Below are 14,773 nucleotides of genomic sequence, written 5' to 3'. Positions count from 1 at the left end.
TCACTATTCTCCCACCAGCTTACTAAGGCGAGCCACTGGACGTTCCAAAAGAATCTGTGCAGCCTTTATGATTGACATATTGGGCTCTATGCTAACGCCCTTTAAATCACACTTCGCAATAAATGGCTGATACCAACGCAAACTCTCGTAGCTCTGATCACCATTTCGAAGAGCGTCGAGAACCTCCATTATCGCTGGCATATAAATTGAGCTCATCAAAATTTCCGGGCCGTCTGTCTTCAACCTCAGCTGCGCTAGTGTCTGAAACATTTCTTCATTGACCAACAGAGCAATACGGTGGCCCGTAGTATCAACCTCGAACATCCCCTCAGGAATATTTTCCGACTTGACAAGGTCGAAGATGCTTTCAATAGGAGCAAGCTTCGCCTGTCCAACATTGATTATCAGCTCCTCGCCAACAGCAATAATGTCACCATTATTGAGAGATACAGGGGGTTCGAACTCATGATGAATGGTTCCCGGATCCCACTCATTCAGATCTGTCTTCAACCAAACAATGGGACGAAGCGAAACTCGGTTCAAAAGTAGCCCCGGGGAGAAATCTGTTCTCCCGGTTGACCAGGCCATTTGCCGGAGATCACTGAAAAAAGTGTCGACGCACTTAATAATGCATCCAACCGACGCCTGATTACTCTCAACCAGAGCAATGATTCCCGGCTCAGTAAGAGTTACAGTATGCTCCAAGGTCACGGCCCCAGTGGAACGATTCTCTTTGACTTCTATTTCTACACTAAACTCTCCAAGGGCAAAGTCGCCAGTATCAAGCCCAAGCACCGGGTGCGGAAATCTTGTATTCTCAGAGACCCTCATTCCACCACCTCCCCGCTACCTACCTTGTTAGCGTTCACCTCAATCGGACCATCATAGGGCTCATCAAACTCGACTAAAAGCGAGTTTCGCTCTCCCTCTTTTACATCGAGCAAAATCTTGTCGTTTTTGATGGACGCCCCACCTGCCTTTACGGGGTACAAGCTCTCCGGGGTATTTACACCGGTTGCTTGCAATACCAATTCGATGAGTCCCGTGACAGGAGAACTAAAGTACAAAGTTCTCGATTTGGCTGTACCTTGGCTATCCAGGATTATGCGGTTCCTTACATCCGACAAATCGACAGAGGTTCGTTTATCCGAGGTTCCCGCATCGCCGGCCCCTCTATTCCCCGGCTGATTACTACTCCCACCACCGGATTTAGCGCTATTCCGGCCCTTGTGCCCCCCGGACTGTCCACCCTCATTGCCATTTCTACCGGCGTCCCCTGTCTTTCTTACCGGTACACGCGCTGCAGAATATGTGTACGTTTCAGGATCACTCTCGCTCGTTGGATCAGGCGCCGAATCAGATTTACCCTTGTAGGCGAAATATTTCCCCAACTCGTCCAGCGCCAGTGAGTCCTCCGTCGGTGCACTAGTAAATGCCTTAATCATCTCGCGCAATTTATCACCCAAGTTTCGCATCGCTTTTTCAGCGACGCGACGCCCTATCGGGTCGGATATACGCTCAGCAGAAAAAGCATTATGCGCAGGGTTCTCCAGCTTTTTCAGGACTTTGCCAGCTGCATCATCACAGGGCTGTACCAACGCGATGAAGTCTGCGCCATTGAACCTCGTAAAAGAATGGCCAAAGTTCTTCAGGTTGTCGGTGATAAGCATGCCGTTTCGCACGAATCCAATTCTTCGCGGCATGCCGACCTCCGCCAGAATGCGGACTTTTATCTTTCCCAGCCCAGGGATATCAAGTATGTCTTCTGTCGCGGCCTCGGAAACCAAGCATCGGTGCAACTGGCACGCAAACTCCAGCTCAGAAGAGTGGCCCGACTTCTCGGCGGTTTCTTCAATGTCCTGACGGGACAATAACCCCTCAAGGGTATTACTGTTGATTTTGATTCTTCCCGAATCCACCTCGAATTCCATATCTTCGTTGTGAATGGCCACAAAAAAATTTGACACAAGCGAGTATGTCATTCGCTCCGCCCAGCCTTCTGACTGACGAAATCCGGCACAGAATATTGAGGTTCCGATCTCCGAACGCCTCATCCATTCGGGAACCACTGACTTGGTAGTAATTGCACGGAAGCCATCCGGGAAGCCCCAGTATCCCGTCGACCGACGATGTACTCCGTTCTCATCCATATGAGATACCAGCTTCACCTTACCTTGAGCGGCGAAAGCCTGTTCACCCGACTCCTCGGCATAGACTGTCGAATACATCACTGTCTGCAGATCAGAAACTGCAAAATTTGCGTTCTTCCCGATTCCGTAAGATCCACCCGAGGTTTCGCTGTCCTTCTTGCTGACGCCAGATGATTTCAGCAATGAATGAAACACCGTTCCGCTCTTCTCCGGAGGACCTACCAGACCCTTGGTATTGAAGTCCGAGATTCTCAGAATTGGCAATTTCGCTTGGGAAATCACTGCGCATGCGTTTTTGAAGAATTCCTTCTCCTTCTCCGCGTGAGCCTGGCTGCGGCAACAATCCAACGCTCCCGCAAGCGATTCATGGAAGGGGACGTCTTCGCGATCTCCCACGATCAGATCGAACGTCATGCGGACTGGCGAACCATTATTAAGGCCTGCATCTCGAGAGTTTTGGCCTGCTTCTCTCGCGCAGCTTGCGTATGGATCGTCGCGAAAGGTTTCGATGCCAGCATCGGAAAGCCCCTCTTCCTCACCGGCTTCGTTCTTAAGGAATTCAAGCTTTGGAGCGGTCATTTTTGCAATACCCCGAAGGTTTGTGAGGTACGAGGTGACTTACAGCTTGAAATCACCACCTGATGCGTTCTCTGCATCGCTGAAGCGGGACTTTGCTTGGTCCAGCTCCTTCTGTAGCGCCCTGAACATTTTCTTCACGTCGTCGTCGGTGAAACTGTAAGCGCTACGATTGGAAAGGTTTCCAATCAATCGGATATCGTTGAGCGCACGGTTTACGCGCTGCTCGGCAAGCCGCACAAATTTTTCGCGTTTCTCTTCCATAGGCCCCTCAAAATTCCCAAGAGCAACACAAATATCAAAGAAATATTTCTGAGATATTCTGGATATATTTTGAAGATAGCCAAGATTTTTTGCAAAGGCAAGGTGCCACCATTCGCATCCAGGATGCCAGAGGGCAAAAGACGGCGAGGACGGGATGATGCCGCCGCGGGCGCTACCTGCGTAGTGGGCACTGAATCGAGCCCCTCGTTCCACAGTCACCTCCCAACAACAGATCTAACCGGCAGCTATAGTTTGCTCTGCTGCTGGGCATGGCTCAGGCAAAGGACACAGCTTCAAGTGATCTCCGATGCTGCGGACCCCGTCAAAAGCCGCCTTACATGACAGACGCTATAACCAGAATGGCTTACTTAAAGCAGGGATTTGCAAATCCGCACGATTTGAAAACTCTTCAGCGCCACATAAAAACCCCAAAGTGCGCAATTTTCAGATTCACTTATTGATTAATTATGGCAATATGACACCATTCGGCTTTTTGTAATTATACTGGTGCATTTATGGCTAACAAAAATGAATTGATTAGTGCGATCCACACCGTTGAAGGAAACAAGTATTCTCGGATTGCCAGCCTCATCATCGAGCATTACCTCTCGGGCAAGCTGAAGGAATCACTATTTCGTCACGGGTACGCGGAGGCTCAGACAGGATGGGTCATTGAAAAATTAGCACTATCCTCTAATATCGAGAAGTCCTCTGAAGACGAGAACTGGTATAGATTGATATCACCTACGACTCCTCTCACGTCAGTTGACGAGGCCGTTATTGGGACGTTCTCTCGAACAGGAAGGCATTTTTTTTCAGTAGAGTATAAAAATCTGCCTATTGACTTTAATAGAAAAAAATTCAATATAAAAGTGACTGAGCTTTTCCCACTTAACAAAACAACTTCAACTCCAACCCCCATTCCCTCGCTACAAACAAAACTAGACGCATACATAGCCGACAAGAATTTCACTACCGCACCCAACAGACTACTCACAAAATGGTTCCATCACTTTGATATCGATGATTTATATTTAGTTTTTCTTCAACGATGCATTATGAACTCAATGGAAAACTGCGTTGACATTGACGCAATTGCGTTATGCACAAACAAAGAAAAACTAACACTCCTTGAGTTTAAACGCAAGTACCCGGCATCTGGTGCATGTACGTTTCCCGATCGATTCACCAATACATTCCAAAACGTCTCCAGCGTTGTAGCCTATATTACTACAAAAATGAACGAGTTTAAAAATTCGCTAATAAACGTACAAGACTATGAAGAAAAATCAAAACTCCTCAAAAACAAATTCAACCAACTTTGCTCCAGCAAAAACATAAACAAATACAATAAAATCCCGGAGGAGTTTTATTGCGGCCTTGACTGGAGCCACTACCAAATACTTAAAATGTGCAACGAAGTCAATGTCACTTACAAATACTTAATCTGGAACTTCAATCCTTGCAACATAGTGCGCGAAGAAAAAAAATCAGAAAAATATGAGAATGACATACTAAACCAGCTTTTAGATCTTCAATCCTTTAAACATAAACACCATTCTTTTTTATATGCAACTCTAAGCCATACAGACGCAAAAGGATTAACTTTCACGGAAGGCTCAGATTCAGGGGCATTAACAAAAGATGTAAGGCTGCAAGTCATTTTCTCGCTAAAACCAAAGCAAAAGTCCACATTTGTTACCTGAGATATTCACCAGTAGGTTTGTCATGAGCTCACTGAATTTTCCGCAGGTATGCCTGGCACGCCGCCAACGCAATCAGTCCTCGGTCACCTTCATCGGTGATGCCGATAATTCGTTGAGCATGCGCTGGGTCAAGTTGGGCTCTTGTGGGACCATGAACCACGCCGCTGGTGGCGGTGGTGGCTGACACTGCGCAGCCATTGGTTGATTCGGTTGCGTCGAGTAGGTCTGACAGCCGCACATCAGCAGTGGCAAGACGGTCGCGCAGGCGACTTTGATCACGTTGGGCATCGCTCAGGGCTCGGTAATGGGTTTGTTCGCTTGCAGCAAGCTGCTGTTCGACAACTAGGCGCTTATCTTGCTCGACACGCTGTAGCGCGGCCGAGGCCAGGGCTATTTGATTGAGGGTGTCGCTGTGCAGTCGGGACTGTTCGGCGAGTTGTCGTCCGTAGCGCCAGTCTTGGGCATGCCAAGCCAATGCCGCAGAGCCACAGGCGACGATGACCAGCCCCGCTCCCACGGCGAAAAGCCTTAGCGGCGCAGGAATCAGGTCGACGAAACGCATAACACCGCCCTCGCCCGCTCCCACAGCTGCAGTCGATCTGCCAGACCATTCAGACCACCATTGATCTTGCGGGTGATCGCCTCGAACTCGTCTCGATCCGCGAGCGCATTCAGCTCGCGTACCCACCAGAACCATGCGGCCGACTCGGCAGCCCATTGGGGCAGCTCCAGCAGTTCCGGCGTGTGCAGCAAACGTTCGTCGCCGAACAGCGCCAAGCTGCAACGCAGGTAGTTGCTGTGACCGGTGATCTGGATCAGGCCGCGTCCGCGATAGCGCTGGCCATCCCCATCAGCTTTCGGGGTGTTGCCCAGTTTTACCGCCAGATTGCCGGTGTCGTATTTGGCCAGGTACTGCTCACCGCCCAACTCACGTACGTACTGCAGCTGGCCAGACTCGTGGCCCACCTGCGCGAGGAACGCTGCCTGGCGTTTTGGTGTGGTGATCTGCCGGTGGGTCATGGCTGCGTTCAAGGCGGAAACAAAAACGCCCGCTTGGCGGCGGGCGTTCGGCATGATGCGTTGTAGTTGCTGCTCGGTTATCGGCATTCGCATTGCTCCTGTTTTTTTCGGTGTTGTCGTTGGGCACTTATTGATTGAGCTGCACCACCTTCAAACTCTTTGTTTGTTTGATCTGCTTGCCTTTGGCCTTGGCTTTGCCTTGCTTGCCGCCGTTACACTCGACCGTGGTCGACCAGCCGGACTGGGTGTAAACCTGCTCGACCGAATCGGTCAGGTACTCGCCGTCGAGCCCGTCCTTGAAGCCTTGGGCATTGATCGGTCGCTCGGCGAAGATGTCCGTGCGCCCGGGCATTTCCAGACGCACGCCCGCACCAGAGCGGTTGAACGCGGCCAAGCGGGCCTTGGCCGCGGCTTGGGCGGCGGTTTTGTTGGGATAGATGTGCCGGTCGGTGTGTACCGCCGGCAGGCCGTCGGGCACGTCGTCGTTGTCCAGTGAGATCACGACCAGCTTGCCGTTCTTCTTGTCCTGATGTTTGGTCGCCACAGTCTTGTGCGCGTTGCGGTCCCCCAAGCGGAACTGCCAACGGCTGACATCACTGCGCGCGACGGTGATCGCACCGAAGACTTTGCCGCTTGCGCTCTGCCCGCCTTGACGAGGCATCACCAGCAGCTTGCCTTCAGCCACCTTGGCGGTGCAGTCGTATTGTTTGGCTAGGCGCGTGAGGAAATTGAAATCGGACTCGTTGAGCTGATCCGCCCGCACCACCTTGGTCGACACCGGACACACCGGCTGCCAGCCGTTGCGCGCCGCAATGTCGGTGACGATGGTCGACAGCGGCACGTTTTCCCAACTGCCACTGCGAATGGTCTTGCCGGTACCGCGCATGTCACTGGCTTTGCCTTTGATCACCAGCGTGTCCGGTGGGCCGGAGACCTCGATCTCGTCCACCACGTAACGGCCCGTGCGGGCCAGCGTCGTTTCGGCGTAGCCGAGATAGACCTCGATGGCGCTGCCGCGCGGTGGCAGCGTCACCTGACCATCGCGATCATCGATGCGCAGCTCGAACTCATCGGACTCCATCCCCGGCTTGTCCAGGGTGCGCAGTTGGATCAGCCGATCATTGATCAGGCTCGTGATATCGGCACCATTGGCAACGATGCGAAACCTCGGTGTCATGAATTTTTTCCAAAAAAAAGCCCGCACGTGGCGGGCAGAAAGTAAGGAGCTTGAGTAATCAAGCGGCACGAGTGTAGACCATCAATTCCACAGAGTGATGCCCGCTTCGGACGGGCTCGGCAGGTCCGGCAAAACGATCACCACGCCGGCCCGGTAGGGTTGAGGTTCATCGGCCAACCCCTGATTGGCGTCCAGCACTGCCTCGACGCTGCCCTTCAGATGGCCGTAAAAGTCGTGGCAGATGGTGTCCAACACGTCCCCGTCAGACGTTCTGCATGTCGTCGCCATAGCGGACAAACTCCAGAGTGAATCCTTGTTTGCGCGGAATCCCGCCGTGCATCAGCGCGCCCTGCTCCTCGTTGATATTTTTCAGGCACCAGGTGCCCATCACCTCGCCGTACCCCGTGGTCAGGGTTAGAGGCTTCAGTTGTGCACCGATGGTGCGCAACGTATCGAGTTGTTTGAGCCCGCCCTTGAAGCCGGGATAGATCGTACCTTTCAGGGTGATTTTCTCTTCACCCACGCCGACAGCCTGCTGTGCCGGGCGGCGTGACAAGCGTTCCTGCGAAGCCCAGCGAAACTCGGTCGAGCGCGTGAGTTCGTCGAAGGCGGCGGTGTCCAGGTTGAAGTAATACGGCTGGGCCTTGGCATCTTGCGGTTGGATGATGAGCAGGTGCGGGAACGGCTTCACCGCCTCCGGCGCTGGTGTGCCATCGGTAGCAAATGCGCTGGTCGAGACGATGTTGGCCAATGATGGGCTCACCTTGCCGGCGATGGTATTGATCGCCGTCGACGCCTTGGCCGCTTGTTCTTTCAGCGTGCCCATACGTTCCTGCACCTCGGCGGCCGCACGCGTGGCGCGGCCGTACGTGGCGACCACCTGACCGACCTTGGTCTGCGCCGCATTCACACCGCGCATCATGCGTTGCAGCTTGGCGCCCATTTCTGGCCCCACGAACGGGATGTTTTCCAGCTCGGCGGCCGCGCCGGTGATTTCCCGGATCGCTCCATTGACCGGGCCAAGCATGCCATCTGCATCCCGGCGCCCGGCCTCCCCGGCTTCGACCAGGTACTTAAAACCAGCTTGTAGCTGTTCCATGTAGGCCATGGACTCTCCTTACAAATGAGGGTCGTCGAACAGTTGGTTGGATGCACTCTGTTTCGCGGCGTCGGCCATCATCCGCTGCATGTGCGGCATCAAGTCCTGCGCGAGCCGTTGCGGGTCTTTGACATCCCCTTGCACGGTGACCGGCATGTTCAACGAGTACTGAAACTGCTGATCTACCTTGGTCGGTACCGGCTTCGCCGGTTCCTTCGGTTGAAGGACCATCGGTTCCGGTTTCGCCGGGACCGGCACGGCCAGCGCGCGAGCAACATCGCCCAACGCTGGACCCGGCGGCGTGGTCGGGGCGGCCATCAGCAATGCGCCGGACTCCCGTGATCCGCCAAAGGTGAGTTCCATGCTGGCCAGACTGGGCACCACCGGCCCCGGCCGAGGAGCCATCAGCAAGGGTGTCACCGGCGCCGAGGGTTTCGACTCTTCAGCACCGAACCACGACTTGCCTGCGACCCCGCCCAGGGCGGTGCCACCCAGGCTGCCCAGGTACGCCCCCACCATGCCGCCAATCGCGGTACCGATGATCGGCACCACCGAACCGATGGCCGCCCCGGCGGCGGCCCCGGCCATGGTGCCAGCCAGCGAACCCGCTGCCGCGCCGTAGCCTTCGGCCTTTTCGTCCTGCGTCGTGGCATTCTGGTACGTGTCGAACGCCATGCTGCCGGCTTCCAGCAGCGATCCGCCGGGGATGACTTTGCCCAGTTGACCCACCTTTCCGACCGCTCCTGCGACAACGCCGACCTTGGTCAGCATGTTGCTCGCTACCGGCACGGATGGGCCTGGCAACGGCACATGCGCCCGCGGCATCGGCGCTGCCGGTCGTGGTGCAGGGATCGGCACGGGCGGCCTGGGTACCGGAGCCGGCGCGCGCGGCAAGGGTTCTGCAGGACGCGGCCGGATCACCGGCGCTCGCGACGCCCCCCCTGAACGAGGTGGTTCAGGTGGCCGGCGTCGACGCGAAGAGCTGCGCTTGACGCCCCGTGTCCGCCGGCGATTGTCGAAGGGGCCACCGCCGCCCATGGCCGCCGCGTTCACCACGTACACCTTCCTGACGCTGCCGTCGTCCAGACCGGCTTGCAGGTCACCATCGACGGCGGCCTCTTTGGCGAGCGACACCACCTTGAGACCGGTCGCCACCAGGTCTAAACCGCCGGCTTTTTTATCCCCCTGCCCATCCTTTGTGTCGCTACCTTCCGACACGCCCTTGACCGCTGCCACAGCCTTCAGACCGGTTTCGACCAAGGACAGGGCCTTGCCGGCCTTGCCCTTGAGCTCGGCCCCCGGGGCGACCCGATCACCCGCTGCCGAGTTGGTGATAAAGACTTTCTGCACCTCATCGGACTTGCCCTTACCCAGCGTTCCGCGTGCCAGGTTGAACAGCCCTTTGCCAATTTTGTAGGTGCTGACCAACGTCTTCAGCGCCAGGAGCCCACCGCCGACCGCCGCGATACCGGCGACTACACCGGGTGAACTGTCCGACAACGCGGTGATGCCCTTGGTGACTTTGGTCAGTCCCTCGGCCACCGTGTCCGTCACCGGCCGCAGGGCATCGCCGGCACTGCGCAGGGCATCGTTCATCGCCTGCGTCGTTTCCGCCCATTTCTGCGACGACGATTCCCGCCGTTCGGCAAGGTTTTTGTCAAGGATGCCCGACGCTTCACGCGAGTCGCTTTTCAACTTGCTGTACAGCGCCTTGTTCTGCAGGTAGGCCGAGAGCGCTGCCTTGACCTGCATGTCGGCAAACAGATCACCGGTGCGCAAGGCTTCTTCCAGCGAGGCCATCATCGCCTTGGCTTTTTCCGGATCGGCCTGCTCGCTGATTTTCGCAGTGGCCTCGGCCATCAGTGCCGCCCGCTTCGGGTCGGTGGTCTGAATGTATTTCTGCGCCAGAGCCATGCTCGATTCCAGCGTCGACATACCGTTCTGCAAGCCAGTCTGCATCGAGGCTTTGTAATCGATACCGGCCTTTTGATAGGCCGTCACGGTATCGGTTGAACCGATCTTGCCCATCCAGTTTTTCAGGTTGTTCGCCGCCTCATCGGCACCGCCGGCGGTCTTCATCTGCACCTGCAGCATGGCGCCCAACTGCGTCACCGCGTCCATGCCGGTGATGTTCAGGTTACCCATGTTCGACAACAGCTCGGGAAACCAGCGCGCCATGTCGACCGCTTCAAAGCTGCCGGCCTGGCCCTGAAAGGCAATCGCTTCGAGCGCCTGCTGCATCTGATTGGCGTCGGTGATTCTGGCGTTCTGCCCGAGGGCATTGATCATCTTCGCCGTGTCGGCACCGTTCGAACCCTGGCCCACGGCAAACTTGGCCGCGACCGGGGCGTATTCCAGCGCCTTGGCCAAATCCATGCCGGCACTCACCAACTGGTTGACCACATCGGCGACGTCGTTACGCGCCATGCCGGTTTCGCGCGACGTCTCGATGATCGTCTGCGACATCTGTTTTTCTTTGGGATCGTTGGCAATGCCGGCCTTGATCGCAATGTCGCGGACAATCGCGCCAAAGTCCGCGCTGACCTTGGTGGCAATCGCCACCGTGGCCACCCCGGCCACAGCCTGGCCGACCGTGCTTTTCATCCCCGCCTTGCCGGCTTCGACTTGTTGATAGCCTTTGGCTTTGAGCTCCGCCTTGTTGGCCGTCTGGCCGAGCGAACGATACGCCTTGTCCAGCCGGCCGACCTCGACACCCTGCTTTTTCAGGCTGTCGAGATTGGAGTTCAAGCGCCCCAGCAGCTTGGACGCACCGGCGGCCCCGCTGTCGTGAGCCTTTTTCCATTCATCGCGCAGGCGAATGGTGTCGCCAATGGTGCGCTGCAGTACACGCGCCTTGTTGCCGTCGGTTTCCAGACGCTTGATGCGCCCGGTGACATCTTTGAACGCGGCGCCGACCGTCGAGCTGACAGCACCCCCGATCACCAACCCGAGGGAGAGTTTGTTCGCCATGTCATGACTCCCCTGTGCAGAACATTACCGGAAGCGGCTCAATCCGTGAGCCACCACACCATCTCGGAAAACGGCATCGACTGAATCTCGGCGGCGGAAAACCCGGTGTCCGCCGCGAGACGCTTCGCCACCCTTTTCATCACCCCTGGATCAAACCCCGTCGTCTTGCTCCAGGCGAAAATAACCGGCCTGCAAGCGGTTGTAGTCCACCACCTTGAGGCCCTCCAGGTCGGCAATGGCGGCGCTGGCCAGTTCTGCAAACAACACCAGTTCGCGCTGTTCATCGTCACCGCCTGCTGCACGATCAGCGGCGCGCACTTCGCGGACCGTTGGCGAACGCAGCGTCAGCTTGTCGACCTGCACGCCATTGATTTCGCTGGGACGCGACAGGCTGACCACAGCGTTTTCAGTCGTGACCGACAACCACGCCGGCAGGGATCTCGAATAGTCAGCGTGCGGCACCAGGTGCGAATACGCCGCCTGCAGGCGGCGATAATCCACCACCTTCAAGCCTTCCAGATCCTTGATGCCCGCCTCGGCCAAACTGGCAAACAGCTGCAGCTCGCGCTGTTCATCATCATCGCCAGCCGCCCGGTCCGCAGCGCGTACTTCGCGCACCAACGGGGCGCGTAACACCAACGCGTCGAGCTTCACGCCGTTGACTTCGCTCGGGCGGGTGAGCGTGACGACGGCGTTGTCGAGGTTGAGCGACAGCCAGTCCGGGAGCTTGTTTGGAGATTTCATGGTCATTCGGTTCTATTCCCTTAGAGGCCTAGCGCAGAGCGCACTTCAGCGAGTTGGTCTTTGCCATCGATCACCTGCACCCCGGCGATCATGTCGATTTCGTACATCACCCGGCCGTCGATTTCGAGCTTGTAGTAAACCGGTGCGACAGAGTGTTTGATTTCCGCCGGATCACCGGCTTTCCAGTCGCCGAGGTCGACCTCTTTCAACAGACCACGCAAGGTGGCCACCACCGAAGTGACGGTGCCCTTGTGCCCCCGGAACGCACCGCGGAACGATGCGTTGAAGGCCGAGCCATCGGCCAGACCGAAGTACCGGAGCGATTCACGACGCACCCCCTTGGTGACAAAGGACGCCTCCATCTTCTCCAGGCCCTGATCCATTTCGATGGCACCGGCCATGCCACCGCCACGGTACTCGTCGGTTTTGGTGGTCAGCTTGGGCAAGGTCAGGCTCGGCACGTCACCGGCAAAGTTGACGCCGTCGACGAACAGGTTGGTGTTGTACAAGGTTTGAGGAATCATCTAGCGCTCCTTAAGCGTCGAGGACTTCGGTCAGCCACTGATTGGTGACTTCGATCAGGAAGTTCGGGTTTTCCGCCGGCGGCACGTCGGTGAAACGGATGCGCCAATACACCTTGCCTTGCTCGATCTGGCTGGCGGAGTTGAGTTCGGTGTCGGCGAACACTTCAAAGTTGATGATCGCTCCGGCGCTTTTCTGATCGCGCATGAACGCGTCCACGCCTTCGGTGACTTCCTTGACATAGGTCTTGGTGATCGAGCGGTCGACCGCCCATTTGTGCCCGGCCTGAATCGCATCCATGAGGATGTCGCAGGTGCGCACCCGGGTGATGAATGCCCACTTCGGGTCACTGGAGCAGGTCCGGTTACCCCACAGGCGATACCCGCCATCACGGATAATCGTGGTGATGTTCGCGCCGTTGAGCAGGTTGGCCCTGCAGGTCTCGTCCCCATCCAGGTATTCAATGGGCCGGGTGGTACCGGTGATGCCGACAAACTCTTTGTTCGACGGCGAGGCCCAGTAGCCGTAGTTCGCATCAGTCCAGGCAAACAGTCCGGCGACCCAGGCCGAACCCGGCGCATCGACGGTTTCGCTGGCGATGGTGTCCCAGTACTGCACGCCAGGATCGACCAGAAAAACGCGCTTGCTACCGAAGTTCTCGGCGTATTCCATCACCGCCTCATCGGTGGTGTTCGGCCCGTCGACGATGGCGATGGCGCGTAGCTTGCCGGCCAGGCTGTCCATGGCCGTGGCCACGGCCTGCTTTGCCGAGTGTCCCGGGGCAACCAGCAGCTTGGGCTGGGCGTTGTGTTTGCTCTTGCCGTCCAGCAACGCCTGCAGACCGGTGCGCTGACCCGAGGCCAGCACGCCGCCGATGATGGCTGACGTTTGCAGGGCGGCGTCCTCAAGCTTGGGCACACCGACCGCAACAATCACGGCCTTGGCCCGTGCGTAGATCGCCTGCGCGGCTCGGGTGATCGCCGCGTCCGCACCGAAGGCGGCAATGGCTTCGCGCTCGCTGGTGATCAACATCAGCTCGCCGGGCTTGGCCGTGCCACCGCCGACCAGGCCCGGGGTGAAGGTGTCGCACAGACCGATGATGGACGATGACGGCAGTGCGATTACACGGGCGCCGTTGTCGATCAGCGAGGTCGTGACGCCATGGAAAAAACCACTCATAAAGGTCAATCTCCAGAAATGAAAAAGCCCCGTGTTCGCGAGGCTATGGGTGTGGGTGCTGCTCGTTGCGGAAAAGAAAACGCCCCGTCAGTGCGGGGCGTTTATCGAAGTTGCTCGACGATCCATAAAGGGATTTCCGGCCGGTTCTCTTCAACAGGGAATCCCGGTTGCACCGGCCAATCACGCAACTCCTGCAGGTAGCTCAACAGCTTCACGAACTGCTCAGGCGTGATTGAGGTTGGGCGGTTGAGATCCAGCTCATCTCGGTGACGGTCGCGCAACCACTGCACACGCAGAATTTCGGCGTCGCGCCAGGCTCGCTCCAACTCGGCCAGGTCTTCGGGTGGTGGGTCGATCAGGATCGGCAGGCCATCAGCGTCATGACTGCGAATCTTGCCCGGTGCCGAGTTGGCCAGGACCTCCAGATATCGGGCTTCGGCGATTTCCCGAGCATCGGGTGGCATCACTGGGTGGATGCCATCTAGATAAGTGGTAAGGGTCGTTTGGCTGTAATAGCGCTTCATTGCTCAGACTCCAATAGCCAGCACACGGGCCGGCGTATTGATTGCCCCCCAGTTGTACAAATTCACCGCGACGGTCGACACACCGCCAGCAACAACATTGCCGGAGGATGAGTTCCCGGCGCTTCCCAAGGGGGCGGCAAGTGCCCAAATGCAGCCATTAGGGAAAGCAATCGGCCAATAGGCTGCGCCTGTCGCGCCCGGCGCAATCGCTGCAGAACTCGTCCATTGAATGATTAAACTGCCTAGCCAGGTGGGAAACACGACATAACCTTGTGCGTTGAAGCTCACCGCAAAACCCATACGTAACTTGTAGGGTGTGACTATTACGTCATCGCCAGAGCCCGCATTCACCTGCGTTAAAGTGGCTATTCTGGCCCATCCAAACGCAGCCTCTGTAGCCTGGCTGACAACCTTGGCAATGGCCTGGAACACACGCAGCGGTGTCATTGGCAAGGTGTTATCGGCGCCAGTTTCCGCCTGCTGTTGAGTCGGCAGGACAACGCCATAACCACCCAGAGTGGTCGGTTTGCCAGTAGTAATCTTTGCCCAGTCCAGCACCGGGACATCCGCGGCCACCAATGCCGCCCCTACGGTAACGCGACCGTATTGATCGACCGTGACTTTTGGGTAAGTGCCAGCGGCCACGCCGCTAACCGCCAGCGACACCTGATTACCCACCACGTCGACACCCGCACCGGCGGTGACGGTACCCGCGCCGGCGAATTGCGACACGGTAACGGCAGTTGTCCCCAGCGTGCCGCCCGGGTCGATGGTGCAGACCCAGCCGGTGTCAGCGTTCTGTGCCCCCTTCTCGACAAAAACAAAAGCAGAGACCAGCTCAT

The 14,773-nt window shown here is 57.0% G+C and carries 15 protein-coding genes and 1 pseudogene; 1 reads left to right on the top strand and 15 read right to left on the bottom strand.

The window, feature by feature from the left end:
* Window positions 1-3: 3 nt before the first annotated feature.
* The 3 genes from LAB08_RS13150 to LAB08_RS13140 are packed head-to-tail and all read right to left on the bottom strand — an operon-like array spanning window position 4 to window position 3,203.
* Window positions 4-831, bottom strand: coding sequence for a hypothetical protein (locus LAB08_RS13150; RefSeq protein WP_096511792.1), 828 nt, complete (start codon window positions 829-831; stop codon window positions 4-6).
* Window positions 828-2,729: a hypothetical protein gene (locus LAB08_RS13145; protein ID WP_096511793.1), complete on the bottom strand. Its 1,902-nt coding sequence runs from the start codon at window positions 2,727-2,729 to the stop codon at window positions 828-830. The genes LAB08_RS13150 and LAB08_RS13145 overlap by 4 nt, the downstream gene beginning before the upstream one ends.
* A gap of 39 nt (window positions 2,730-2,768) precedes the next feature.
* A complete protein-coding gene (locus LAB08_RS13140; protein ID WP_197706298.1) occupies window positions 2,769-3,203 on the bottom strand; it encodes a hypothetical protein in 435 nt (144 codons plus the stop codon).
* Window positions 3,204-3,505: 302 nt separating this feature from the next.
* Between LAB08_RS13140 and LAB08_RS13135 the strand changes: the two genes are divergently transcribed.
* Complete coding sequence (locus LAB08_RS13135; RefSeq protein WP_096511795.1) at window positions 3,506-4,696, top strand: hypothetical protein; 1,191 nt, start codon at window positions 3,506-3,508, stop codon at window positions 4,694-4,696.
* A 28-nt stretch (window positions 4,697-4,724) separates the two neighbouring features.
* On the opposite strand, the gene LAB08_RS13130 is transcribed toward LAB08_RS13135, so the two are convergent.
* The 12 genes and pseudogenes from LAB08_RS13130 to LAB08_RS30785 form a co-directional block, all read right to left on the bottom strand.
* Window positions 4,725-5,258, bottom strand: a complete 534-nt coding sequence (locus LAB08_RS13130; protein WP_096511796.1) for a lysis system spanin subunit — start codon at window positions 5,256-5,258, stop codon at window positions 4,725-4,727.
* Window positions 5,240-5,803, bottom strand: a complete 564-nt coding sequence (locus tag LAB08_RS13125; RefSeq protein WP_096511797.1) for a glycoside hydrolase family 19 protein — start codon at window positions 5,801-5,803, stop codon at window positions 5,240-5,242. Before LAB08_RS13125 ends, LAB08_RS13130 begins: the two co-directional genes overlap by 19 nt.
* A 40-nt stretch (window positions 5,804-5,843) precedes the next feature.
* Window positions 5,844-6,893: a phage late control D family protein gene (locus tag LAB08_RS13120; RefSeq protein ID WP_096511798.1), complete on the bottom strand. Its 1,050-nt coding sequence runs from the start codon at window positions 6,891-6,893 to the stop codon at window positions 5,844-5,846.
* An 81-nt stretch (window positions 6,894-6,974) separates the two neighbouring features.
* Window positions 6,975-7,181 (bottom strand): tail protein X, encoded by a 207-nt coding sequence (locus LAB08_RS13115; protein WP_096511799.1) that lies wholly within the window; start codon window positions 7,179-7,181, stop codon window positions 6,975-6,977.
* Window positions 7,156-8,001, bottom strand: a complete 846-nt coding sequence (locus tag LAB08_RS13110) for a phage tail protein (protein ID WP_096511800.1) — start codon at window positions 7,999-8,001, stop codon at window positions 7,156-7,158. The genes LAB08_RS13115 and LAB08_RS13110 overlap by 26 nt, the downstream gene beginning before the upstream one ends.
* Before the next feature lie 9 nt (window positions 8,002-8,010).
* The gene (locus LAB08_RS13105) at window positions 8,011-10,962 is read right to left on the bottom strand and encodes a phage tail tape measure protein (RefSeq protein ID WP_096511801.1); all 2,952 of its coding nucleotides are present in this window, start codon (window positions 10,960-10,962) and stop codon (window positions 8,011-8,013) included.
* 150 nt (window positions 10,963-11,112) lie between these two features.
* Entirely contained in the window at window positions 11,113-11,397 is a 285-nt protein-coding gene (locus LAB08_RS30350; RefSeq protein ID WP_436799360.1) for a phage tail assembly protein, read from the bottom strand.
* 84 nt (window positions 11,398-11,481) lie between these two features.
* A pseudogene (locus tag LAB08_RS30345) lies at window positions 11,482-11,706 on the bottom strand (phage tail assembly protein); the annotation flags it as partial.
* Between the two features lie 20 nt (window positions 11,707-11,726).
* The gene (locus LAB08_RS13095) at window positions 11,727-12,230 is read right to left on the bottom strand and encodes a phage major tail tube protein (protein WP_096511803.1); all 504 of its coding nucleotides are present in this window, start codon (window positions 12,228-12,230) and stop codon (window positions 11,727-11,729) included.
* Window positions 12,231-12,240: 10 nt separating this feature from the next.
* Window positions 12,241-13,407, bottom strand: a complete 1,167-nt coding sequence (locus tag LAB08_RS13090) for a phage tail sheath subtilisin-like domain-containing protein (RefSeq protein ID WP_096511804.1) — start codon at window positions 13,405-13,407, stop codon at window positions 12,241-12,243.
* A gap of 101 nt (window positions 13,408-13,508) precedes the next feature.
* On the bottom strand, window positions 13,509-13,931 hold the full coding sequence (locus LAB08_RS13085; RefSeq protein WP_096511805.1) for a phage tail assembly chaperone: 423 nt from the start codon (window positions 13,929-13,931) through the stop codon (window positions 13,509-13,511).
* A gap of 3 nt (window positions 13,932-13,934) precedes the next feature.
* A complete protein-coding gene (locus LAB08_RS30785) occupies window positions 13,935-14,231 on the bottom strand; it encodes a gp53-like domain-containing protein (RefSeq protein WP_436799359.1) in 297 nt (98 codons plus the stop codon).
* Window positions 14,232-14,773: the final 542 nt, after the last annotated feature.

Source organism: Pseudomonas izuensis (genome assembly GCF_002356535.2).
GTDB lineage: Bacteria > Pseudomonadota > Gammaproteobacteria > Pseudomonadales > Pseudomonadaceae > Aquipseudomonas > Aquipseudomonas izuensis.
The sequence above is the reverse complement of the archived record's forward strand: the minus strand, read 5'-3'. Positions and strand labels throughout refer to the sequence as shown.